Origin of the sequence: Cupriavidus mimosae, from assembly GCF_023952485.1 — a bacterium.
In the GTDB taxonomy this organism is placed as follows: Bacteria; Pseudomonadota; Gammaproteobacteria; order Burkholderiales; family Burkholderiaceae; genus Cupriavidus; species Cupriavidus taiwanensis_C.
On sequence record NZ_JALHRY010000002.1, the window covers coordinates 382,140 to 404,787 of the forward strand.

Sequence of the window (22,648 nt, forward strand, 5' to 3'; positions counted from 1 at the left end):
ACCGGCCCACGCAGCCGCGCCACCCCTGCGCGCTATGTTGACTGCGTTTAATTCACCGACAAAAGCTTTCACTACGCCTGTCTCAAAGCGGCACGGATAATCCGTCTCGCCGCGTCGATACGGCCATGCTGACACACCCGGTGCGCGCGTGCCATCACCGCAATCGGCCCGCGTCGCGGTTATCGCGCGCGTGACCGGGCCGGTGCGCCGCACCACCGCAATGCCGCGCCTGGCGCGCGCCCCTGACAGGCAGAACGCCAGCGCCCCCACGCCCGGATCGCACAACTCGCCCACCCTGCCTCACTCGTTCAGGAGCCTTCGATGGACTGGTTGCATGTGATTTTCCAGAAGTCGCCCGAATCCGCGCTGTTCCTGTCGCTGGCGGTTGGCTACGCGATCGGCAAGATCACGTTCGGGCGTTTCCAGCTGGGCGGTGTCGCCGGCTCGCTGCTCGCCGCGGTGGTGATCAGCCAGGTCGGCGTCGAGATCGACAACGGCGTCAAGGCGGTGATGTTCGCGGTCTTCATCTACGCGGTGGGCTATGAAAGCGGCCCGCAGTTCTTCAACTCGCTGAACCGCAGCTCGCTGCGCGAGATCGCCATGGCGGTGTTCATGGCGGTGTGCGGGCTGGTCACGGTGGTGGTGCTGGCCAGGCTGTTCCATCTCGACAAGGGCCTGGCCGCGGGCCTCGCCGCCGGGGGCATGACGCAGTCGGCCATCATCGGCACCGCGGGCGATGCCATCACCAAGCTGGGCCTGCCACCCGACCAGGTCAAGACCCTGCAGGCCAACGTCGCCATCGGCTATGCGGTGACCTACGTGTTCGGCTCGCTCGGCGCGATCATCGTCTGCGTCAATATCCTGCCGCGCTTCATGAAGGCGGACTTGAAGACGGACGCCAAGAAGGTCGAGGCCAAGCTCAACGGCGGCCTGCCCCAGTACGGTCCGGGCCAGCGCGGCGCGTTGCCCCGGCTGGTCGGCCGGCTGTATCGCGTGAATGACGCATCCGGACAGACCGTCGCGCAGCTGGAGATGGCCGGCGAAGACCTCGTCACCGTGGAAAAGGTGCAGCGCGCCGGCAAGCAGGTCGAGGTCACGCAGGACCTGGTGCTGCAGCACGACGACGTGGTGCTGCTGGTCGGCCGCCGCGATGCCATCGTGCCGGCGGCCGCGGAGATCGGCGAGGAAGTCGCCGATGTCGACGGCATGGGCGCGGTGATGCAGTCGCGCAACGTGGTGTTCACCGCCAGGGGCATGAACAACAAGACCGTGGCCGAGATTGTCGACATGGTGGGGCGCGACATGCGCCATGGCGTCTATATCGAGCGCATCGAGCGCTATGACCACCCGCTGCCGCTGCTGCCCGAACTGAAGCTGCAGCACGGCGACATCCTCACGCTGTATGGCACCCCCGCCGACACCAAGCGGGCGGCGGGGATGGCCGGCTACGAGCTGGTGCCCAGCGAGAAGACGGACTTCGTCTACTTCGGCGCCGGGGTGCTGGTGGGCCTGCTGATCGGCCTGCTGGTCTGGCGCATCGGCTCGATCCCGCTGACGCTGGGCGCGGGCGGGGGCGCGCTGCTGTCGGGTCTGGTGTTCGGCTGGGCGCGGTCCAAGCACAAGATGTTCGGCGCCATGCCGACCGCCGCGTGCCAGCTGCTGAAGGACTTCGGGCTGGCCGCGTTCGTCGCCATCGTCGGCATCAACTCCGGCCTGCAGGCAGTGACCACGCTGCGCCAGAGCGGCCTGACCATCTTCCTCCTGGGCGCAGTGGTGACGCTGCTGCCGCTGTTCCTGACCATGCTGTTCGGCCGCTACGTGCTGAAGTACGACAACGCCGCGCTGCTGGCCGGCGCGCTGTCGGGCTCGCGCAGCGCCAACCCGGCCTTCGGCGGCATCCTCGACAAGGCCGAAAGCCCGGTGCCGACGGTGCCGTTTGCCATTACTTACGCGCTCGCCAACGTGCTGCTGACGCTGCTCGGCCCGCTGGTGGTGGGCCTGGTCTAGCGCGTTCCCCTTTGCCCTCTCCGCTGCTGCGCGGGCCGTGCCGCCGGTGCCGGCCCGCCAACCCAACAACAAGCGTCTACACAGGAGCAAGCCATGAGCAAGTTCGATATCTCCAAGCTGTCCAGCCTCTCGCCGTTCGAACTGAAGGATGAACTGATCAAGCTGGCCAGCAGCGACGCCGAGCGTCTCATGCTGAACGCCGGCCGCGGCAACCCCAATTTCCTGGCGACGGTGCCGCGCCACGGCTTCTGGCAACTCGGCCTGTTCGCGATGCGCGAATCGGAGCGCTCGTTCTCGTACATGCCAGAGGGCGTCGGCGGCTTTCCGCGCCGCGAAGGCATCGAGGAGCGCTTCGATCTGTTTGCGCGCGAGTTCGCCGATACCCCGGGCGTGAAGTTCCTGGCCGGCGCGGTGTCGTACGTGCGCGACCAGCTTGGGCTGAGCGCGACCGATTTCCTCTACGAAATGTGCGAAGGCATCCTCGCCTGCAACTACCCGGTGCCGGACCGCATGCTCAAGCTGTCGGAGAAGATCGTCGGCCAGTACATTCGCAAGGAGATGATCGGCAACCACCCGTTCATCGGCGAGTTCGATCTGTTCGCGGTCGAAGGCGGCACCGCGGCCATGACCTACCTGTTCAACACCATCCGCGAGAACCGCCTGCTCAAGCCCGGCGACACCATTGCGCTGGGCATGCCGATCTTCACGCCGTATATCGAGATCCCCGAGCTGAACGACTACCAGCTGGAGGAGCTGTCGATCGACGCCGATCCCGACTCGCGCTGGCAGTATTCGAAAAAGGAGCTCGACAAGCTGCGCGACCCCAGGGTCAAGGCCTTCTTCCTGGTCAACCCGAGCAACCCGCCGTCGGTGCGCATGAGCGACGAGAGCCTTGAATACCTCGCCTCGATCATCGAAGAGCGCCCCGACCTGATCATCCTGACCGACGATGTCTACGGCACCTTTGCCGACAACTTTGTCTCGCTGTTCGCGATGTGCCCGAAGAACACCATCCTGGTGTACTCGTTCTCGAAGTACTTCGGCGCTACCGGCTGGCGCCTGGGCGTGATCGCCACGCATCGCGACAATATCTTCGACCTGCAGATCGGCAAGCTGCCAGACGCTGATCGCCGGGAACTGAACCAGCGCTACAGCTCGATCACCACGGAGCCGGAGCAGCTCAGGTTCATCGACCGCCTGGTGGCCGACAGCCGCACCGTGGCGCTGAACCACACCGCCGGCCTGTCCACGCCGCAGCAGGTGCAGATGGTACTGTTTTCGCTGTTCTCGCTAATGGATACGCCGGACAACTACAAGAACGCGATGAAGCGGCTGATCCGCAGCCGCAAGGCCTCGCTGTATCGCGAGATCGGCATCGCGCCGGAAAGCGACGATCCGAACGCGGTCGATTACTACACCCTGCTGGATATCGAGCAGCTGGGCGGCAAGGCAATCGGGCCAGACTTCGTCAAGTGGATCATGAACTCGGTCGAGCCGAACGAGCTGCTGTTCCAGCTGGCCGACGAAGCCGGCGTGGTGCTGCTGCCGGGCCGCGGCTTCGGCACGCGCCACCCGTCAGGGCGGGTGTCATTGGCCAACCTGAACGAAGCCGACTACGCCAAGATCGGGCGCTCGATCCGCAAGCTGTTCGAGGCCTATGTCGAGAAGTACAACGCGGCGACGGGGAGCAAGGCCGACAAGAATGTCGTGAAGAAATAAGCCTTCGTTGACGTGTTCACGCCCGGCCTTGCCGGGCTTTTTCTTTTGCTGTCAGGGCACCCCGCCAGATTCACCGCGATTCCACAAACTCCAGCACCGTCGCCAGCATGGCCCGCAGCGCCGGCTGCAGCGCCGCGGCACGCGCCTCGTCATAGGCGAACGGATACACCTCGCTCATGTAGGCGCACTGCGACAGCTCCAGCTGCACCGCGTGCACGCCATCGGCCGGCTTGCCGTATTGCCGCGTGATGTAGCCGCCCTTGAAGCGCCCGTTGAGCACCGCGGTGTGGCCCGGTACCGCGCTGGCCTGTTCCAGCAGTTGGCCGGCCAGCGCGGCGTCGCAGCTGTCGCCGTTGGCGGTGCCGAGGTTGAAGTCGGGCAGCTTGCCGTCGAAGAAGCGCGGCAGCACCGAACGGATCGAATGCGCATCCCACAGCGCGATCGTGCCATGCTCGGCCCTCAGGCGTGCCAGCTCGTCGGCCAGCGCCTGGTGGTACGGGCGCCAGATCGCATCGCGGCGCGCGGCGATTTCGGCATCGTCGGGACCGTTGCCGTCGGCATAGAGCGGCGTCTTGTCGAAGGTATCGACGGGACACAGGCCGGTGGTGTCCTGGCCGGGATACAGGTTTTCGTTATCGGGCGGGCGGTTCAGGTCGACCACGTAGCGCGAGTGCGTGGCCGCCAGCACCGACGCGCCCAGTTCGCGGGCGAAGTCGTACAGGCGTTCCAGGTGCCAGTCGGTGTCGGGCACGGTGCGGCCCTCGGCGCTCAGGCGCTGCGAGACCGATGCGGGCAGGTGCGTGCCGACATGCGGCATCGATACCAGCAGCGGGCGCGTGCCCCGGTGCAGGGTGAAGGCGGGGGTATCGGTGGAAAAGGACATGGTGGTTCGATGCAGTGGGCGTGTGCCCGGTTTCAGTCGGCCAGCAGGCTGGCACGCGCCGCGATAAACAGGCGCCCGGCTTCCGCCTGCAGCGGATGCGCGCCATGCTGCACGCGGCTGCGGCCGGCGGTGCGGACTTCCGCTAGTGTCTCATGGCCGTGGCAGGCGAACACATGCGTGGCCAGCGCCTGCGGCCCGTCGAGTCCCGCCAGGGTCGGATGCGCGCCGTCCAGCACGACGAAGTCGGCCTGCTGGCCCGCTGCCAGTCCGGCCACCGCGCGGCCCGCTGCACGTGCGCCGCCGGCCACCGCTTCCAGGTAAAGGCGGTCCGCGACCTGCGCGTGCGTGTCGGATGCCAGCACGTTGCGCCGCTGCAGGCCGAGCCGCTGGCCGTATTCGAACAGCCGCAGCTCCTCCGCCACGCTGACGCTGGCATGGCTGTCCGAGCCGATGCCCCATGCGCCCTGCTGGGCCAGGTAGGGCGCGGCCTCGAACACGCCGTCGCCCAGGTTGGCCTCGGTGGTCGGGCAGATGCCGGCCACCGCGCCGCTGTGCGCCAGGCGCCGGCGCTCGTCCCAGTCCATATGGGTGGCATGCACCAGGCACCAGTGCGCATCGACTTCGACATGGTCGAACAGCCACGTCACCGGGCGCGTGCCCGACCACGCGATGCAGTCGTCGACCTCCTTCTGCTGCTCGGCGATATGGATATGCACCGGCGCCTGCGCGTCGATCGCGCGCAGTCCCGCCAGCGCATGCAGCAGGCTTGCCTCCGGCACCGCGCGCAGCGAGTGCGGTGCCAGCCCGAGGCGCGCGCCCGACTGCGCGCAAGCCGGGCGCAGCCGTTCCAGCAACTTCAGCATCGCATCGGTGTCGTGCAGGAAGCGCCGCTGCCCTTCCAGCGGCGGCTTGCCGCCAAAGCCCGCGCTCTGGTACAGCACCGGCAGCAGCGTCATGCCGATGCCGGCGCGCTGCGCTGCGCGCAGCAGCCGCAGCGACATCTCGGCGGCATCGGCGTAGGGCCTGCCGCCTTCATCGTGATGCACGTAGTGGAACTCGCACACGCTGGTGTAGCCCGCGCGCAGCATCTCGATATAGAGTTGCGTGGCGATGGCTTCCAGAGTGTCGGGCGAGAGCCGCTGCGCGAAGCGGTACATCAGCGTGCGCCAGCTCCAGAACGAGTCGGCACCGGCCGGATCGTCGCCCTGCGGGCGGCTGCGGAATTCCGTCAGGCCGGCAAAGCCGCGCTGGAACGCATGCGAATGCAGGTTGGGCATGCCCGGCAACACCGGACCCGCCGCCTGCGGCACGCCGGCGGCGGGCGCCGCCCCCGCCTGCACGGCGGTGAGGCGGCCGTGCTCGTCCCAGGCCAGCAGCACGTCGCGGGCCCAGCCATCCGGCAGCAGCGCAAACGGCGCGAACAGTTGCGTGCCGCTCATGCCGCGGCTCCCGCGCAAGCATGGACGCGCCCCTGACGCACCACCGTCGCGACTGGATTACGGCCGAACCAGTAGGCCAGTTCGGCGGGCGAATCGATGCGCCACAGCGCGAAATCCGCCACCCGTCCGACTGCCAGGCGCCCATGGCGTTCGGCGGCGCCCAACGCGCGCGCCGCATGCGCGGTGACGCCGGCCAGTGCTTCGGGCACCGTCAGGCGGAACAGCGTGCAGCCCATATTCATCATCAGCAGCAGCGAGGTCACCGGCGAGGTGCCGGGGTTGTGGTCGGTGGAGATCGCCATCGGCACGCCGTATTGGCGCAGCAGCGCGATCGGCGGCAGGTTGGTGTCGCGCAGGAAGTAGTAGGCGCCCGGCAGCAGCACCGCGACTGTTCCGGCTTCGGCCATCGCGGCCACGCCCGCCTCGTCCAGATGCTCGAGATGGTCGGCCGAGAGCGCGCGGTGGCGTGCCGCCAGCGCGGCGCCACCCAGGTTGCTGAGCTGCTCCGCATGCAGCTTGACGCGCAGCCCGTGGCGCGCCGCGGCGTCGAACACGCGTTCGGTCTGGGCGATCGAGAAACCGATCGACTCGCAGAAGGCATCGACGGCATCGACCAGGCCCTCTTCGGCCAGCGCCGGCAGCATGGTGTTGCAGACCAGCTCGACATAGTCGTCGGCACGGTCCGCGTATTCCGGCGGCAGCGCATGCGCGCCGAGGAAGGTGGTGTAGACCGACATGCCGAAATGCTCGCCCAGCCGGCGCGCCACGCGCAACTGCTTGCGCTCCGCTTCCAGGTTCAGGCCATAGCCGGACTTGATCTCGATGGCGGTGACGCCCTCGGCCAGCAGCGGCTGCAAGCGCGCCGCGGCCTGCGCGAACAGCGTGTCTTCGTCGGCGGCGCGCGTGGCGCGCACCGTCGAGACGATGCCGCCGCCGGCGCGCGCGATCTCTTCATAGCCCGCGCCGGCCAGGCGCATGGCGAATTCGTCGGCGCGCTGGCCGCCGTAGACCAGGTGCGTGTGGCAATCGACCAGCCCCGGCGTGATCCAGGCACCGTTGGCATCATGGCGCGGCGCGCCGCGCCAGGCCTCGGGCAAATCCGCTGCCGCGCCAAGCCAGGCGATGCGTCCGTGCTCGACCACCAGCGCGGCATCGCGAATCGCCTGCGCGGGATCGGCGTCGGGCAGCAGGTGGCAGTTGTGCCAGACACCCTCCGCGCTGGGCGCGGCGGATACAGAGGTCGGCCTCATTGAGCGGGCTCCATCTCGAGGGTGACGCACAGGCACAGAGCCGCGTCACCGGTGGGTTCAAACGCAAGCGTCGATGCGGAAGCGGCTGCGCCAGTCAACAAGCCGTCGCCCACTTGCAGCAGCGTGGCGGCGTCCTGCGCCTGCCAGGCACCGCTGACGGCCAACAGGCACAGCGTGTGACTGCCGGTGCGGACCGCAAACCCTGCGCGGAAAGCTTCGACGCGCGCGCGGCAGTATCCGCGCCGCGTCATTACGTTGAAATCGCGCGTGGCGCCATCGAGCAGCGTCGCCTGCAGACTGGTATCGCCGGAAAACGCGAAGAGCTCGCCGACGCCGGCCAGGCGATGGCTGAAGCTGCCATCGTCCGCGCGCAAGCTCACGCCCGCGCCGTCGAGCAGTACGATCTGGCGGTCGATGCCTGGGAACGCCGAGAACGGTCCATCGCTTTCGATATCGGCCACGCTCAGGCGCCAGACAAAGTCATCCATGCCCGCACCCGGCGGCCACACCGCGATCTCGCGCGTGTTGCCGCCGCCGTTCTTCCAGCGCGTGGGCGCGATCTCGGCCAGCGCGAAGGATTCAAACAACGCCGGGCTCATACGCCTTTCACCATCGGCAGGTCCAGGCCCTTCTCGTGCGCGCAGGCGATGGCGAGGTCATAGCCCGCATCCGCATGGCGCATCACGCCGGTGGCCGGATCGTTCCACAGCACGCGCTCGATGCGCTTTGCCGCCGCGTCGGTGCCATCGCACACGATCACCACGCCGGAATGCTGCGAGAAGCCCATGCCGACGCCGCCGCCGTGGTGCAGGCTGACCCAGGTGGCGCCGCCGGCGGTGTTCAGCAGTGCGTTCAGCAGCGGCCAGTCGGACACCGCGTCGGAGCCGTCGCGCATGGCTTCGGTCTCGCGGTTGGGCGATGCCACCGAGCCGCAGTCCAGGTGGTCGCGCCCTATCACCACCGGTGCTTTCAGTTCGCCCGACTTCACCATCTCGTTGAAGGCCAGCCCGGCGCGATGGCGCTCGTCCAGTCCCACCCAGCAGATCCGCGCCGGCAGGCCCTGAAAGGCGATGCGGTCGTGCGCCATGTCGAGCCAGCGATGCAGGGCTTTGTCCTCCGGGAACAGTTCCTTCATCTTGGCGTCGGTCTTGTAGATATCCTCGGGATCGCCCGACAGGGCCACCCAGCGGAACGGCCCCTTGCCGCGGCAGAACAGCGGGCGGATATAGGCCGGCACGAAGCCCGGGAAATCGAAGGCGTTCTGCACGCCCTCATCGAACGCGACCTGGCGGATGTTGTTGCCGTAGTCGACCGTCGGCACCCCCATCTTCTGGAAGTCGAGCATGGCCTGCACGTGCTTGACGATCGACGGGCGCGCGGCGGCTTCCACCGACTTGGGATCTTGCTGGCGCGCCTGCTCCCACTGCTCGACCGTCCAGCCTTGCGGCAGGTAGCCGTTGACCAGGTCATGCGCCGAGGTCTGGTCGGTGACGATATGCGGGCGCATGCCGCCGCCCTGCGCGCGCTTTGCCAGTTCGGGCACGATGTCGGCGGCGTTGCCGAGCAGGCCGACCGAGATCGCTTCCTTCTTCGCCGTGGCCTCGGCGATCATCGCCAGTGCTTCGTCGAGCGTGGTGGCCTTCTTGTCGAGGTAGCGCGTGCGGATGCGGAAATCGATGCGCGATTCCTGGCATTCGATCGCCAGCACGCACGCACCCGCCAGCACGCCCGCCAGCGGCTGCGCGCCGCCCATGCCGCCGAGGCCCGCGGTCAGGATCCACTTGCCCGACAGGTCGCCGTTGTAGTGCTGGCGTCCGGCCTCGACAAAGGTCTCGTAGGTGCCCTGCACGATGCCCTGGGTGCCGATGTAGATCCACGAGCCCGCGGTCATCTGGCCGTACATCATCAGCCCGGCGCGATCGAGCTCATTGAACTTGTCCCACGTGGCCCAGTGCGGCACCAGGTTGGAGTTGGCGATCAGCACGCGCGGCGCATCGGGATGCGTGCGGAACACGCCGACCGGCTTGCCCGACTGCACCAGCAGCGATTCGTCTTCACCGAGCCGGCGCAGGCTGTCGAGGATGGCGTCGAAGCATTCCCAGTTGCGCGCGGCCTTGCCGATGCCGCCGTACACCACCAGGTCCTGCGGGCGCTCGGCTACGTCAGGATCGAGGTTATTCTGGATCATGCGGTAGGCGGCTTCGATCAGCCAGTTCTTGCAGTGCAGCTGGGTGCCTCGCGGCGCGCGGATCTCGCGCTGGCCGCGTTGCAGGGATTGGGATTCGGGAGCGTTCATGTGTTGTTCTCCTTATGGGATGGCGCTGGTGGCGCGATCGGTTTCTGGTGCCGCTTGGTGCGTGACTGGGACCGGCTCAACCCGCGTTGGTCGGCAAAATTTCCCTCACCGCAGCAGGCCACCCCGCCCCCGCATCGCCCTGCACCACCCACTGCTTCATCGCCTCGATATCCGGCGCCAGATAGCGGTCGCCTTCGACAAAATCCACCCGTGCACGGATGCGGGCCAGTTCCTGCTCCACCAGCGGCGACGACTTCAACGGCCGGTGGAATTCGATCCCCTGCGCCGCGGCCATGGCCTCGATGCCGACCACCACCGCGGTGTTGGCCGCCATCTCGCCCAGCCGGCGCGCGCCGTAGGTGGCCATCGACACATGGTCTTCCTGGTTGGCCGAAGTCGGCAGGCTGTCGACGCTGGACGGATGCGCCAGCGACTTGTTCTCCGAGGCCAGCGCGGCCGCGGTCACCTGCGCGATCATAAAGCCCGAGTTAAGGCCGCCATCGCGCACCAGGAACGGCGGCAGGCCGGACAGGCCGGTATCGAGCAGCAGCGCCAGCCGGCGCTCGGAGATTGCGCCGATCTCGGCGATCGCCAGCGCGATGATGTCGGCGGCAAAGGCCACCGGCTCGGCGTGGAAGTTGCCGCCGGAGACCACGTCGCCCTGCTCGGAAAACACCAGCGGGTTGTCCGACGCGGCATTGGCTTCGATCTGCAGGATGCGCGCGGCGTGCTGCAGGTTGTCCAGGCACGCGCCCATCACCTGCGGCTGGCAGCGGATCGAGTACGGATCCTGCACGCGGCCGCAGGCCTTGTGCGAATCGACGATCTCGCTACCATCCAGCATCGCGCGCACGGCGCCGGCCACGGCGATCTGGCCGGCCTGGCCGCGCGCTGCATGGATGCGGGCATCGAACGGCTTGACCGAGCCCTTGATCGCCTCCAGCGACAGCGCGCCGGCGACCAGGCCCGCCGCGAACGCGTCCTCGGCGGCGAACAGGCCGGCCAGCGCCAGCGCGGTCGACACCTGGGTGCCATTGAGCAGCGCCAGGCCTTCCTTCGGGCCCAGTTCGAACGCCTTCAGGCCGGCATGGGCCAGGCCCGCGGTGGCCGGCACGCGCTTGCCGTCGACTAGCACCTCGCCCACGCCGATCAGCGTGCACGACATATGCGCCAGCGGCGCCAGGTCGCCCGACGCGCCGACCGAACCCTTGGCCGGGATGCACGGCGTCACGCCGTGGTTGACCAGCGCCAGCAGGGCCTCGATCAGTTCCGGACGCACTCCGGAATGGCCGCGCGCGAGGCTGACTGCCTTGGTGGCCAGGATCAGCCGCACGGTGTCCTCGGTCAGGTCCGGGCCGGTGCCGACGCTGTGCGACAGCACCAGGTTGCGCTGCAGCTGCGCCAGCTTGTCGTTGGGGATGCGCGTCTGCGCCAGCTTGCCGAAGCCGGTGTTGATGCCGTAGACCACAGCGTCGGCGTCGATGATGTCCTGCACCGTGGCCTGCGCGGCGCGCACGCCGGCCCAGGCGGAATCGGCCATGGCCAGACGCACCTCGCCGCGGTAGATGCGGCGCAGGTCGGCCAGGGTGACTTGGCCCGGCTGCAGGGTCAGCAGCGGACGGGAGGCTTGGTCATGTGGGCTGGCAGTCATTTGTATGTTCCTGTCTATACAGCTTAGGTAAAAATTGGGATCGTCAGGCGGATTCTTGTGGAATCAGCCGAAAGCGGGGTTGCCGTCGGCGCGGAAGCGGCTGCCGAGGCGATAGCGGTTGCCCGGATGCAGGCAACGCACGAAGGTCACCGGCACGCCGTTGGTCCAGGTGCGGCGGGTCAGCATCAGGCACGCCTGCGTCGGCGGCATTTCCAGCTGCGCGGCCTGCTCCGGCGTGGCGGCGATGGCGTCGACCACATGCTCGACCTGGTCGTAGGGCACGTGGCGCAGCAGGTATTCGCCGGGCTGGGTCGCGCTGAAATCCTGGGTGATGAAATCGGGCGCCACGCGCGGGTTGACGTAGCGGTCCTCGAGCTGCACCGGCACGCCGTCCTCGCGGTGCACGCACACGGAGTGGAACACCGACTCGCCGGTGCGCAGCTCCAGCGCCGCGGCCACTTCGATCGACGCCGAGACCCGCTCCACCAGGATCACGTCGCAGGCGTAGTCATGCCCGCGCATGCGGATCTCGTCCTGCAGGTTGACCACCGACAGCAGCGTCGACTGCGGCTTGTGCTCGGCGACGAAGGTGCCGACGCCAGCCACGCGCACCACCCGGCCCTGCTCCTGCAACTCGCGCAGCGCCCGGTTGACGGTCATGCGCGAGACGCCGAAGCGGTTCACCAGTTCCTGCTCCGACGGCACCCGGTCGCCCGGCTGCCACGCGCCACTCTGGATCTGGCGGGCGATGTACTCCTTCACCTGCTGGTAGAGCGCGGTGGGAGAGGCAGAGGCGGAAGTCGGGGTGCCGGCGGCGTGGTTCATAAGCTCTTAGTGCTCGGCCGCGGCAATGGCCTCGGCGCGGATCTCCTCGGTCAGCCGCGCCTTGAGTGCGGAAAACTCCGGAGAAGTCTTGATCGTGTAATGGCGCGGATGCGGGAAATCGACCGCGATATCGCTCTTGATCCGACCCGGCCTGGCGGAAAACACCGCCACCCGGTTGGCCATGAAGATGGCCTCGTCGATATCGTGGGTCACGAATAATACCGTCTTGCGCGACGCCTCCCAGATGCCCAGCAGCAGCTCCTGCATCAGCACGCGGGTCTGGTTGTCGAGCGCGCCGAAGGGCTCGTCGAGCAGCAGGATCTTGGGATCGTTGGCGAGCGCGCGCGCGATCGCGGTGCGCTGCTGCATGCCGCCCGACAGCTGCTTGGGGAAGTGATGCTCGAAGCCGCGCAGCCCCACGCGCTGGATAAAGAAGTCGCTGCGCTCCTTCTGCTCGGCCGCGCTCATGCCGCGCTCGCGCAGGCCGAAGCGCACGTTCTGCTCGATCGTCAGCCACGGGAACAGCGTATACGACTGGAACACCATGCCGCGGTCCGCGCCGGGCGCGAACACCGGCTGGCCGTCGAGCAGCACGCGCCCGCTGGTCGGCGTATCCAGGCCCGCGACGATGCGCAGCAGCGTGGACTTGCCGCAGCCCGACGGGCCCAGGATGGTGACGAAGTCGTTGTCGCGCACTTCGAAGTCGACCGGCTGCAGCGCCAGCGTCTGGCCGCCGCGCGGGTTGGAGAAGGTCCGCGAGACCTGCTGGATGGACAGTGCGCTCATTGGATCGAACTCCACGGGAACAGGCGCTGGTTGGCGCGCTTGAAGACAAGATCCGAGACCAGGCCGATGCAGCCGATCACGATGATGCCGAAGATAATCTGCCCGGTATTGAGCAGCGCCTGGCTGTCGGTGATCATGTGCCCGATGCCCGACGACGAGCCGATCAGTTCCGCCACGATCACGTAGGTCCAGGCCCAGCCCAGCACCAGCCGCAGGATCTCGGCGATTTCCGGCGCCGCGCCCGGGATCAGCACGCGGCGCACGATGCCGGCGCTGTTGGCGCCGAGCGTGTACGCGGCCTCGACCAGGTCCTTGCGCGCGCCGCCGACCGCCACCGCCACCATCAGCACGATCTGGAAGAACGAGCCGATGAAGATCACCAGCAGCTTCTGGGTCTCGCCGATGCCGGCCCAGAGGATCAGCAGCGGGATGAAGGCCGACGCGGGCAGGTAGCGGCAGAACGACACGAACGGCTCGAAGAACGCTTCGGCTGCCTTGTACGCGCCCATGAAGATGCCCAGCGGCACCGCCAGCACCGCCGCCAGCACGAAGCCGCCGACCACGCGCCACACCGTCATGCCGATGTCGCCGATGAAGTTGTACTCGGTGAACAGGGTCATGCCCTCCCTGGCCATCGTCATCGGGTCGGCCAGGAACGTGCGCGGCACCAGGCCGCCCAGCGTCACCACGGCCCACACGCCGAAGAACAGCACGAAGAAGGACAGGCCCAGCATCCAGCGGGTGTTGGGCGCCACCGGCACCAGCGGCGCCAGCCACGGATGGCGCCGGCGCTGCGGCGCTTCCGCGGTGGGGGCCGCCACCGCGGCAGCGGGGGCGGGTGAACCTATACGGGCTTGCGTCATGACTTCACGCCTCCTGAGAGCTGCCGGGTTACTTGAGGAAACGCGCGTCGTACAGCTTGGTCACGTCCGGCACCTGGCGGATCACGCCGATGTCCAGCAGCACCGCGGCGGCTTCCTTGCTGAAGCTGGCGAGCTCGCCCCCGAAGAATTTCTTGTTGGCCTCGCGGTCCTGCCAGCGCAGGTAGGCCGACGACTTGGCGAACTGCTCGCCGGTCTGCTTGACCGCCGCCCCCATGATGTCGTTGGCCTTGCCCGGCTCCTTGCGGATCATCTCGAGCGCCTCGAAGTAGCTGTCGACCAGCGCCTGCGCGGCCTTGGGATTGTCCTTGAGCCACTTGGGCGCGCAGCCGAGCGTGTCGGTCACCATCGGGTAGTCGAGCGTGGTGGCCAGGATCTTGCCCTTGTCCGGGTTCTGGCGCACCGTCGACAGGTACGGCTCGTAGGTCATGGCGCCGTCGTTCTGCCCGGCGACGAAGGCCTGCGCCGCCGCCTGCGGCGACAGCGTGGTGGTCTTGACGTCCTTGAGCGACATGCCGTTCTTCTTCAGCATCCAGGCCAGCCCGAAGTAAGGGGCGGTGCCCGGCGCATCGACGCCGATGGTCTTGCCCTTGAGGTCGGCAAAGCTCTTCACGTCGGCGCGCACGGCCAGGCCGTCGGCCCCGTAGGACTTGTCGAGCTGCACGATCTGGGTGATTGGCACGCCATTGGCGTTCCAGGCCACATGGGTTTCCACGGTGGTCGCCGCGCACTGGATCGCACCGGAGGCCAGCGCCAGGTGGCGGTCCTTCTGGGGAATCATCTTGATCTCGACGTCGACGCCGTTCTTCTTGAAGATGCCCGCCTTGTCGGCCAGCGTCAGCGGTGCGAAGCCGGTCCAGCCGCTCATGCCCAGCGTTACCGGGGTGTTCTGCGCCTGCGCCGCGCCGGCCGCCAGGGCCGCAGCCAGCACCGCCACCTGCCCTGCCATCCGACCGCGAAACCTGCTTGGATTCCTCATCTGTACGCTCCTTTGGTGTGTCCGTCGACGGCCGGCCATGCGTGTGGCCATGCTCGTTTTCGGGCATTAAACAATGCCTGTATATACAAGTCAACGTAGGGCTTCCACCAAGCAACCAGGCGGATGATCGCCTTAAAAAGCGCATTCCAGCGCGGAGTCCACTTTAGGCGATGCACCGTCCTGGTCCCTGGCGTGAACCGCTAGCACCAGTCAGACGCGCCAAAAGTGTTGCTGTATAGACAGGAATCAGAAGACGCCGTGTGGCAGCAAGCCCTGTGCCAGGGCACGGGGCTTGCTGGGGAATCAGCCGAAGAAGTCGGCGACGGTGGGATAGCGCAGGCGCAGGCGCAGTTCGCGCTTGAGCCGGCGGTTGTCGAGCCGGCGCGACTCGCTCATAAAGCTCAGCAAGGTCTTGTCGATCACCTGGAGCGCCTCGCCGCGCGTGATGCGCGGCGGGCGCGGCAGCCCGCGGCGCTCGGCGACGAGGTCGAAGTAGTCCGCCATGCGCAGCTCGGTATCGTCGCTGGCGTGGACCACGCGCTGCGGGCTGCCGCGGAACAGCGCGGCGACCATGATGCGGGCGAGGTCGTCGGCATGGATGTGGCTGGTGTAGACATCATCCTGCGGCACCAGTGCCGGCGTGCCGCGCTTGAGCCGCGCCAGCGGCAGGCGATCTTCGGCGTAGATCCCGGGAATGCGCACCACGCTGGCGCGCCATCCCGCATCGCGGCCGAAGGCGCGCACTGCCTGCTCGGCGGCGACGCGGCGGCGCGCACGCGCGGTCTGCGGCCGCACGGCATGGAATTCCGCCACGCGCGCGCCCTGCCGGTCGCCGTAGACGCCGGTGGTGCTGGCGTAGACAAACGCAGCGCGGGGCCGGGTACGGTCGGGTAGAATGGCGGGCTCGCCGGGCAGCATGCCGGCAGCCGTCCTGGCGCGGCGCCCTGCAGTCCGGCGCCATGCCGTCCGGCGCAATGCGCCGAGCAGCGCACGCGTGCGCGGATCGCCTTCGCCCTGCCCGGGTGGCGGCGCCAGGTCCAGCACCCGCGTGGCCAGCCCGCGCAGCCGTGCCAGCGTGGCCGGCCGGTCCAGGTCCGCCACCAGCGGCACCGCGCCGGCGGCACGCAGTTCGGCGCGGCGTGCCGGCTGCGAGGTCACGGCGAAGACCCGCATGCGCGACGACAGGATTCGCAGGCAGCGCGTCCCCACATCCCCGCAGCCGACGATCAGCAGGCGCGGGCGGCCCAGCCGGCGCGATGGCGCCGGCAGTTGCGGCGGTTGTGAAAGGCGCGCGGGCTGCAGCTTCGACAGAATTTGGCTCATAGACCGATTATGGCTTATCAAGTAACCGTCATGCCCAGCGGCCACAAGTTTGAAGTGGCCGCGGACGAAACCATCCTCGGCGCGGCCCTGCGCCACAGCATCGGCTTGCCCTACGGCTGCAAGAACGGCGCCTGCGGTTCGTGCAAGGGTCGCGTGCTCGAAGGCACCATCGTACAGGGCGACCATGCCCCGTCGGCGCTGACCGCACAGGAAAAAACCGAGGGTCGCGCGCTGTTCTGCTGCGCCAATGCGTCGTCCGACATCACCATCGAATGCCGCGAAGTCCACGGCGCCGGTGACATCCCGATCAAGAAGGTGCCGTGCCGCGTGACCTCGCTCGAGCGCCTGGCCGACGACGTGATTGCGATCAAGCTGCAGCTGCCCGCCACCGAGCGCATGCAGTACCTGGCCGGGCAGTACGTCGAATTCCTGCTGCGCGACGGCAAGCGCCGCAGCTATTCGATCGCCACGCCGCCGCACGAGGACGGCCCGATCGAACTGCATATCCGCCATATGCCGGGCGGCGCCTTCACCGACTACGTGTTCGGCGCGAAGGAAGGCCAGCCGGCGATGAAGGAGCGCGACATCCTGCGCTTCGAGGGCCCGCTGGGCAGCTTCTTCCTGCGCGAGGAATCGGAAGCGCCGATCATCCTGCTGGCTTCCGGCACCGGTTTCGCCCCGATCAAGGCCATCGTCGAGCATGCCGCCTACACCGGCATCCAGCGCCCGATGACGCTGTACTGGGGCGGCCGCCGGCCCAAGGACCTGTACCTGCACGCGCTGGCCGAGCAGTGGGCGCGCGACCTGCCCAACTTCCAGTACGTGCCGGTGGTCTCCGACGCGCTGCCGGAAGACAACTGGCAGGGCCGCACCGGCTTCGTCCACCAGGCGGTGATCGCCGACCACCCCGACCTGTCGGGCCACGAGGTCTACGCCTGCGGCGCGCCGGTGATGATCAACGCCGCGCGCGGCGACTTCACGCGCCAGTGCAAGCTGCACGAAGACGCGTTCTTCGCCGACTCGTTCACCTCCGAGGCCGACCTGCACGCGGCCCCGCCGGCGGCCTGAGCGCCGCCCGCACGCCGTTCCGCCAGCGCAACAATGCCCGGGCCCGCCAAAATTGGTTTTGACACCCGGGCCAGTGCACCTTATATTTGCCCGCATGCATACGACCTTCAACCGACGCCGCAGCTTCCGTACGTCGCTCCCCACCGGGGTGCCGCGCCGCTGACCGTCGATTGCGTCTGTTCAGGTCAACGAGCCACGGGCAACCCCCGTGGCTTTTTGTTTTCCCGCGTCTTACCTGCTTGTCCGTCCATCGTTTAAAGCCGACCCCTGGAGTCCGCCATGGCATTTGCTGAGTTTCCCGTCCAATCCCTGATGTACATCACCAACCGGCCCGAGCTCGTATTCACCGAGGGCAAGGGCTCCTGGCTGACGGACCACAACGGCAAGCGATACCTGGACTTCGTGCAAGGCTGGGCGGTCAACTGCCTGGGCCATTCCAACCAGGGCATGATCGACGCGCTGGTCGAGCAGTCGAAGAAGATCATCAACCCGAGCCCGGCCTTCTACAACGAGCCGATGCTGCGCCTGGCCAGGCAGCTGACCGATAACAGCTGCTTCGACAAGGTCTTCTTCGCCAACAGCGGCGCCGAAGCCAACGAAGGCGCGATCAAGCTGGCGCGCAAATGGGGCCGCAAGCACAAGAACGGCGCCTACGAGATCATCACCATGGACCACAGCTTCCATGGCCGCACGCTCGCCACCATGAGCGCGTCGGGCAAGGCCGGCTGGGACACCATCTTCGCGCCGCAGGTGCCGGGCTTCCCCAAGGCCGAGCTGAACGACCTGGCCTCGGTCGAGAAGCTGATCACCGACAAGACCGTCGGCATCATGCTGGAACCGGTGCAGGGCGAAGGCGGCGTGATCCCCGCCACGCGCGAGTTCATGCAGGGCCTGCGCGCACTGGCCGACAAGCACAAGCTGCTGTTCATCGTCGATGAAGTGCAGTCCGGCTGCGGCCGCTGCGGCACGCTGTTCGCGTACGAACTGTCGGGCGTCGAGCCGGACATCATGACGCTGGGCAAGGGCATCGGCGGCGGCGTGCCGCTGTCGGCGCTGCTGTGCAAGGCCGAGGTCGCCAGCTTCGAGGCCGGCGACCAGGGCGGCACCTACAACGGCAACCCGCTGATGACCGCGGTGGGCAGCGCCGTGATCGAGCAGCTGACCGCGCCGGGTTTCCTGGACGACGTCAAGGCCAAGGGCGAATACCTGAAGGAGCAGCTGCTGGCGCTGTCGGCCGAGTTCGGCCTGGGTGGCGAGCGTGGCGAAGGCCTGCTGCGCGCGCTGCTGCTGGGCAAGGACATCGGCCCGCAACTGGTCGAAGAGGCGCGCGACATGGCCCCGCAAGGCCTGCTGCTGAACGCGCCGCGCGCCAACCTGCTGCGCTTCATGCCGGCGCTGAACGTCACGCGCGAAGAGATCGACCAGATGATCGGCATGCTGCGCACGCTGCTGAAGAAGCTCGCCTGACAAAAAAGCCTCGCGTAAGCGAGGCGTGAGGGCTGCTGCAAACCTTGCACGTTGGCAGGTTTGCTCCCCTCGCCCGCTTGCGGGAGAGGGGCCGGGGGTGAGGGCAGGAGCGTCAAAAGCTGATGCTCGCGGGTTTAGAACCGTTGGCTTCGCTTGGCGTGGTGCCTTGCTAGCCCACCCCTCACCCCAACCCTCTCCCCATGAGGGGAGAGGGAGAACACCTTGTCCAGGCCAGTTCGAGCGGCTTGGGAGCACCCAAAACCACTCGACCTTGCCGACGACTTTACTCGCCCAGGTAGGCGGCCCGCACCTTGGGATCGTCCAGCATCTGGCTGGCCTCGCCGCTCATGGTGATCAGGCCGGACTCCATCACGTAGCCGCGGTGCGCGGCCTGCAGCGCCAGGCGCGCGTTCTGCTCGACCAGCAGCACGGTCACGCCCTGCGCCGAGATGTCGCGCACGACCTCGAAGATCTTCTCTACCATGATCGGCGACAGGCCCATCGAGGGTTCATCCAGCAGCAGCACCCTGGGCTGGCTCATCAGCGCGCGCGCCATCGCCAGCATCTGCTGCTCGCCGCCCGACATGGTGCCCGCAAGCTGGTTGGCGCGCTCCTTCAGCCGCGGGAAGATGCCGAACATGCGCTCGACGTCGGCCTTGATGCCGGCCTCGTCGTTGCGCGTGTAAGCGCCCATCTGCAGGTTCTCGGTGATCGTCATGCGCGCGAACACGCCGCGGCCTTCCGGCACCATCGCCAGGCCCTGCTTGAGCAGCGCGTAACTGGGCACACCCTTGATCGACTTGCCCATGTATTCCACGTCGCCGCCGGCCCAGCCCTGCAGGCCGGTGATGGCCTTCATGGTGGTGGTCTTGCCGGCGCCGTTGGCGCCGATCAGCGTGACCAGCTCGCCGTCGCGGATTTCGAGGTCGATGCCCTTGACGGCCTGGATGCCGCCGTAGGCAACCTTCAGGCCGGAGATTTTCAGTACTGTCTGTTTCATTGCAGGCTGATTCATTACGTCCACTCCCGCCATCAGTGCGCCGAGGTGCCGAGGTAGGCCTCGATCACCGCGGGGTTGTTCTGCACCTCGTGCGGCAGGCCCTGGGCAATCACCTTGCCGTAGTCCAGCACCGTCAGGCGGTTGCACAGACCCATCACCAGCTTCACGTCATGCTCGATCAGCAGGATGGTCCTGCCATCGTTCTTGATCTTGTCGAGCAGGCCGCGCAGCTCGACCTTCTCGGTCGCGTTCATGCCCGCGGCCGGCTCGTCCAGCGCCAGCAGCTTGGGCTCGGTCGCCAGCGCGCGGGCGATCTCGAGCCGGCGCTGGTGGCCGTACGACAGGTTGCGCGCGGTGAAGTTGGCGTACTTGCCGATGCCGACGTAGTCGAGCAGGTCATGCGCCATGTCTTCGATGCCCTCTTCCTCGCGCCGCACCGATGGCGGGCGGAAGATCGCGCCGAACACGCCGGCCTTGGAGCGCACGTGGCGTCCGACCATCACGTTCTCGAGCGCGGTCATGTCGCCGAACAGGCGGATGTTCTGGAACGTCCGCGCAATGCCGGCCTTGGCCACCTCGTGCACGGCGGTCGGCCGGTAGGGCTTGCCGCCCAGCACGAACTCGCCCGAATCCGGCGTGTACAGGCCGGTGATCACGTTGAAGAACGTGGTCTTGCCGGCGCCGTTGGGACCGATCAGCCCGTAGATCTCGCCCGGCTTGATCTGCAGGCCGACCTCGGACAGGGCCTGCAGGCCGCCGAAACGCTTGTTGACCCCCTGCACCGACAGGAGGAAATCGTTGTTGCTCATGTCTTCCTCCGGTTTACAGACGGCCGATATTGCCCGCGCGGCGCACCACCGGGCGGTCTTCCTTGCGCGGCGATGGCCAGATGCCGGCCGGGCGGTACAGCATCACGCCAACCAGGGCCAGGCCGAACAGCAGCTGGCGCAGCACCTCGGCATCGACGATCACGTGGCCGAACACGCCGGTCTGGATCGGCTCGGCGACCACGCGCAGCAGTTCCTGGAAGCCCACCAGCAGCACGCCGCCCAGGATCACGCCCGGGATATGGCCCATGCCGCCCAGCACCACGATCGCCAGCACGTAGATCGATTCCCATAGCGTGAACGATTCGGGCGAGACGAAGCCCTGGAACGCGCCGAACACCGCGCCCGAGGCGCCGCCGAACGACGCGCCCATGGCGAACGCCAGCAGCTTGATGTTTCGGGTGTTGATGCCCATCGCCTTGGCGGCGATCTCGTCTTCGCGGATGGCAACCCAGGCACGGCCGATGCGCGAAGTCTGCAGGCGCAGGCACACGAACACGATCACGATGACCAGGAACACCAGCAGGTAGTAGTACATGAACACCGGCGAGAACTTGAGCCCGAAGATCTCATGTGACTTCGAGAAGTCGAAGCCGAAGATATGCACGGGATCGACCGCGGTGATGCCCTTGGGACCGTTGGTGATGTTCACCGGGCGGTCCAGGTTGTTCATGAAGATGCGGATGATCTCGCCGAAGCCCAGGGTGACGATAGCCAGGTAGTCGCCGCGCAGCTTGAGTGTCGGCGCGCCCAGCAGCACGCCGAAGGTGGCGGCCACAAGGATCGCCAGCGGCAGCACGAACCACATCGACAGGTGGATGCCGGTCGGGAACAGCTGCTGGATCCACTCGAACTGGTTCGCCAGGTGCGGCGAGCCGAGCAGCGCCATCATGTAGGCGCCCACCGCATAGAACGCGATATAGCCCAGGTCAAGCAGGCCGGCAAAGCCGACCACGATGTTCAGGCCCAGCGCCAGCATGATGTACAGCAGCGCAAAGTCCAGCACGCGGACCCAGTAGTTGCCGCCCAGGGTCTGGACGATGAAGGGTGCGCACAGCGCGACCACCAGGAAGCCAATCAGTGCGGCCAGGGTCTTGGCCGGCACCTTGGTCGGCGCCGCAACGGCGGCCGTGGATGGAATCGGGGTATTCATGGATTCGCTCTCCTCAGGCGCGATCCGCCACGCGTTCGCCCATGATGCCGGACGGACGGAAGACGAGCACGGTGATCAGTACGATGAAGGCGAAGACGTCCTGGTAGTTCGAGCCGAACACGCCATTGGTCAGGTCGCCGATATAGCCGGCGCCGAGCGCCTCGATCAGGCCCAGCAGCATGCCGCCGACCATGGCGCCCGCGAGGTTGCCGATGCCGCCCAGCACCGCGGCGGTAAACGCCTTCAGGCCGGGAATGAAGCCCATGTAGAAGTGGGCATTGCCGTAGTTGGTGGCCATCATCACGCCGGCCAGCGCGGCCAGCGTGGCGCCGATCATGAAGGTGGCGGAGATGACGAAATTGGGGTTCACGCCCATCAGGCCGGCGACCTTCTGGTTCTCGGCGGTGGCGCGCATGGCGCGGCCAAGCTTGGTGCGGTTGACCAGGGCCAGCAGGCCGGACATCACCATCACGGCCATGCCGATGATGACCATCTCCTTGCCGGTGATGGTGGCGCCGGTCGCGCCGATGTCGATGGGGTCCGAGGGCAGCAGCTGCGGGAAGGTCAGCGGGTTGCGCGACCAGATCAGCATGCCCGCCGTCTGCAGGATGATGGAAACCCCGATCGCGGTGATCAGCGGCGCCAGCCGTGGCGCATTGCGCAAGGGCCGGTAGGCGACCCGTTCGATCGAATAGGACAGGATCGCGCAGACCGGCATGGCGACCAGCGTGGCGATCACCAGCGTCAGCCATTCCGGCAGGCCGGGGGCGAACTTCTGCAATCCGAGAATGGCTGACAGGGCGGTCAGCGCGCCGATCATCAGCACGTCGCCATGGGCGAAGTTGATGATGCCGAGAATGCCGTAGACCATGGTGTAGCCCAGTGCGATCAGCGCATAAATGCTGCCAAGCACCAGACCGTTCACGATCTGCTGGATAAAGATATCCATGAAAACTCCTGCTTCAGTCCCTGACCTGACGGCATGGTGTGGATGCCGGGGGGACCCTGGTGTGTGATGGGTAACGTTGCGGTGGTTGCTTTGCTGGTGAGCGGCCTGCCCTGCTCCATCCATGGTAAGGATGCTTCTACATTAG

19 protein-coding genes are annotated in these 22,648 nt (G+C 67.3%); 4 read left to right on the forward strand and 15 right to left on the reverse strand.

Annotated elements, in window-relative coordinates:
- The first annotated feature begins 321 nt into the window (after nt 1-321).
- The gene (gene aspT, locus MKD50_RS05770) at nt 322-2,007 is read left to right on the forward strand and encodes an aspartate-alanine antiporter (RefSeq protein ID WP_115704516.1); all 1,686 of its coding nucleotides are present in this window, start codon (nt 322-324) and stop codon (nt 2,005-2,007) included.
- Between the two features lie 93 nt (nt 2,008-2,100).
- Complete coding sequence (locus MKD50_RS05775) at nt 2,101-3,726, forward strand: bifunctional aspartate transaminase/aspartate 4-decarboxylase (RefSeq protein WP_240072553.1); 1,626 nt, start codon at nt 2,101-2,103, stop codon at nt 3,724-3,726.
- 70 nt (nt 3,727-3,796) lie between these two features.
- On the opposite strand, the gene hutG is transcribed toward MKD50_RS05775, so the two are convergent.
- The 11 genes from hutG to MKD50_RS05830 all read right to left on the reverse strand — a co-directional run bounded on the left by hutG (nt 3,797) and on the right by MKD50_RS05830 (nt 16,039).
- Complete coding sequence (hutG, locus tag MKD50_RS05780; RefSeq protein WP_252666632.1) at nt 3,797-4,609, reverse strand: N-formylglutamate deformylase; 813 nt, start codon at nt 4,607-4,609, stop codon at nt 3,797-3,799.
- 32 nt (nt 4,610-4,641) lie between these two features.
- Nucleotides 4,642-6,048, reverse strand: a complete 1,407-nt coding sequence (locus MKD50_RS05785; RefSeq protein WP_252666633.1) for a formimidoylglutamate deiminase — start codon at nt 6,046-6,048, stop codon at nt 4,642-4,644.
- A complete protein-coding gene (gene hutI / locus MKD50_RS05790; RefSeq protein ID WP_252666634.1) occupies nt 6,045-7,298 on the reverse strand; it encodes an imidazolonepropionase in 1,254 nt (417 codons plus the stop codon). The genes MKD50_RS05785 and hutI overlap by 4 nt, the downstream gene beginning before the upstream one ends.
- The gene (locus MKD50_RS05795; protein WP_252666635.1) at nt 7,295-7,897 is read right to left on the reverse strand and encodes a HutD/Ves family protein; all 603 of its coding nucleotides are present in this window, start codon (nt 7,895-7,897) and stop codon (nt 7,295-7,297) included. The genes hutI and MKD50_RS05795 overlap by 4 nt, the downstream gene beginning before the upstream one ends.
- Nucleotides 7,894-9,594 carry a urocanate hydratase gene (gene hutU, locus MKD50_RS05800; RefSeq protein ID WP_252666636.1) on the reverse strand — a complete coding sequence of 567 codons (1,701 nt, stop codon included), beginning with the start codon at nt 9,592-9,594 and terminating at the stop codon, nt 7,894-7,896. The genes MKD50_RS05795 and hutU overlap by 4 nt, the downstream gene beginning before the upstream one ends.
- Nucleotides 9,595-9,670: 76 nt before the next feature.
- Entirely contained in the window at nt 9,671-11,245 is a 1,575-nt protein-coding gene (hutH, locus tag MKD50_RS05805) for a histidine ammonia-lyase (RefSeq protein WP_252666637.1), read from the reverse strand.
- A 63-nt stretch (nt 11,246-11,308) separates the two neighbouring features.
- Complete coding sequence (gene hutC, locus MKD50_RS05810) at nt 11,309-12,070, reverse strand: histidine utilization transcriptional repressor HutC (protein ID WP_018008004.1); 762 nt, start codon at nt 12,068-12,070, stop codon at nt 11,309-11,311.
- Between the two features lie 6 nt (nt 12,071-12,076).
- Nucleotides 12,077-12,856 (reverse strand): ABC transporter ATP-binding protein, encoded by a 780-nt coding sequence (locus tag MKD50_RS05815; RefSeq protein WP_115704529.1) that lies wholly within the window; start codon nt 12,854-12,856, stop codon nt 12,077-12,079.
- Nucleotides 12,853-13,719 (reverse strand): ABC transporter permease, encoded by an 867-nt coding sequence (locus MKD50_RS05820; RefSeq protein ID WP_115704531.1) that lies wholly within the window; start codon nt 13,717-13,719, stop codon nt 12,853-12,855. The genes MKD50_RS05815 and MKD50_RS05820 overlap by 4 nt, the downstream gene beginning before the upstream one ends.
- 28 nt (nt 13,720-13,747) lie before the next feature.
- Nucleotides 13,748-14,716: an ABC transporter substrate-binding protein gene (locus MKD50_RS05825; protein ID WP_115704533.1), complete on the reverse strand. Its 969-nt coding sequence runs from the start codon at nt 14,714-14,716 to the stop codon at nt 13,748-13,750.
- A 303-nt stretch (nt 14,717-15,019) separates the two neighbouring features.
- On the reverse strand, nt 15,020-16,039 hold the full coding sequence (locus MKD50_RS05830; protein WP_252666638.1) for an NAD-dependent epimerase/dehydratase family protein: 1,020 nt from the start codon (nt 16,037-16,039) through the stop codon (nt 15,020-15,022).
- A gap of 9 nt (nt 16,040-16,048) precedes the next feature.
- Between MKD50_RS05830 and MKD50_RS05835 the strand changes: the two genes are divergently transcribed.
- Together MKD50_RS05835 and MKD50_RS05840 are read left to right on the forward strand one after the other, a co-directional pair.
- Nucleotides 16,049-17,107: a CDP-6-deoxy-delta-3,4-glucoseen reductase gene (locus tag MKD50_RS05835; RefSeq protein WP_115704537.1), complete on the forward strand. Its 1,059-nt coding sequence runs from the start codon at nt 16,049-16,051 to the stop codon at nt 17,105-17,107.
- Between the two features lie 279 nt (nt 17,108-17,386).
- Nucleotides 17,387-18,574: an acetylornithine transaminase gene (locus tag MKD50_RS05840; protein WP_240072560.1), complete on the forward strand. Its 1,188-nt coding sequence runs from the start codon at nt 17,387-17,389 to the stop codon at nt 18,572-18,574.
- A gap of 283 nt (nt 18,575-18,857) precedes the next feature.
- Here the strand turns inward: MKD50_RS05840 and MKD50_RS05845 are convergent, their stop codons facing one another.
- From MKD50_RS05845 to MKD50_RS05860, 4 genes are read right to left on the reverse strand one after another with little or no spacing between them, the layout of a single operon-like run.
- Nucleotides 18,858-19,574 carry an ABC transporter ATP-binding protein gene (locus MKD50_RS05845; RefSeq protein WP_115704540.1) on the reverse strand — a complete coding sequence of 239 codons (717 nt, stop codon included), beginning with the start codon at nt 19,572-19,574 and terminating at the stop codon, nt 18,858-18,860.
- A 32-nt stretch (nt 19,575-19,606) separates the two neighbouring features.
- The gene (locus MKD50_RS05850; protein ID WP_115704542.1) at nt 19,607-20,383 is read right to left on the reverse strand and encodes an ABC transporter ATP-binding protein; all 777 of its coding nucleotides are present in this window, start codon (nt 20,381-20,383) and stop codon (nt 19,607-19,609) included.
- A 13-nt stretch (nt 20,384-20,396) separates the two neighbouring features.
- A complete protein-coding gene (locus tag MKD50_RS05855) occupies nt 20,397-21,554 on the reverse strand; it encodes an ABC transporter permease subunit (protein ID WP_115704544.1) in 1,158 nt (385 codons plus the stop codon).
- Between the two features lie 13 nt (nt 21,555-21,567).
- On the reverse strand, nt 21,568-22,503 hold the full coding sequence (locus MKD50_RS05860; protein ID WP_012353735.1) for a branched-chain amino acid ABC transporter permease: 936 nt from the start codon (nt 22,501-22,503) through the stop codon (nt 21,568-21,570).
- Nucleotides 22,504-22,648: the final 145 nt, after the last annotated feature.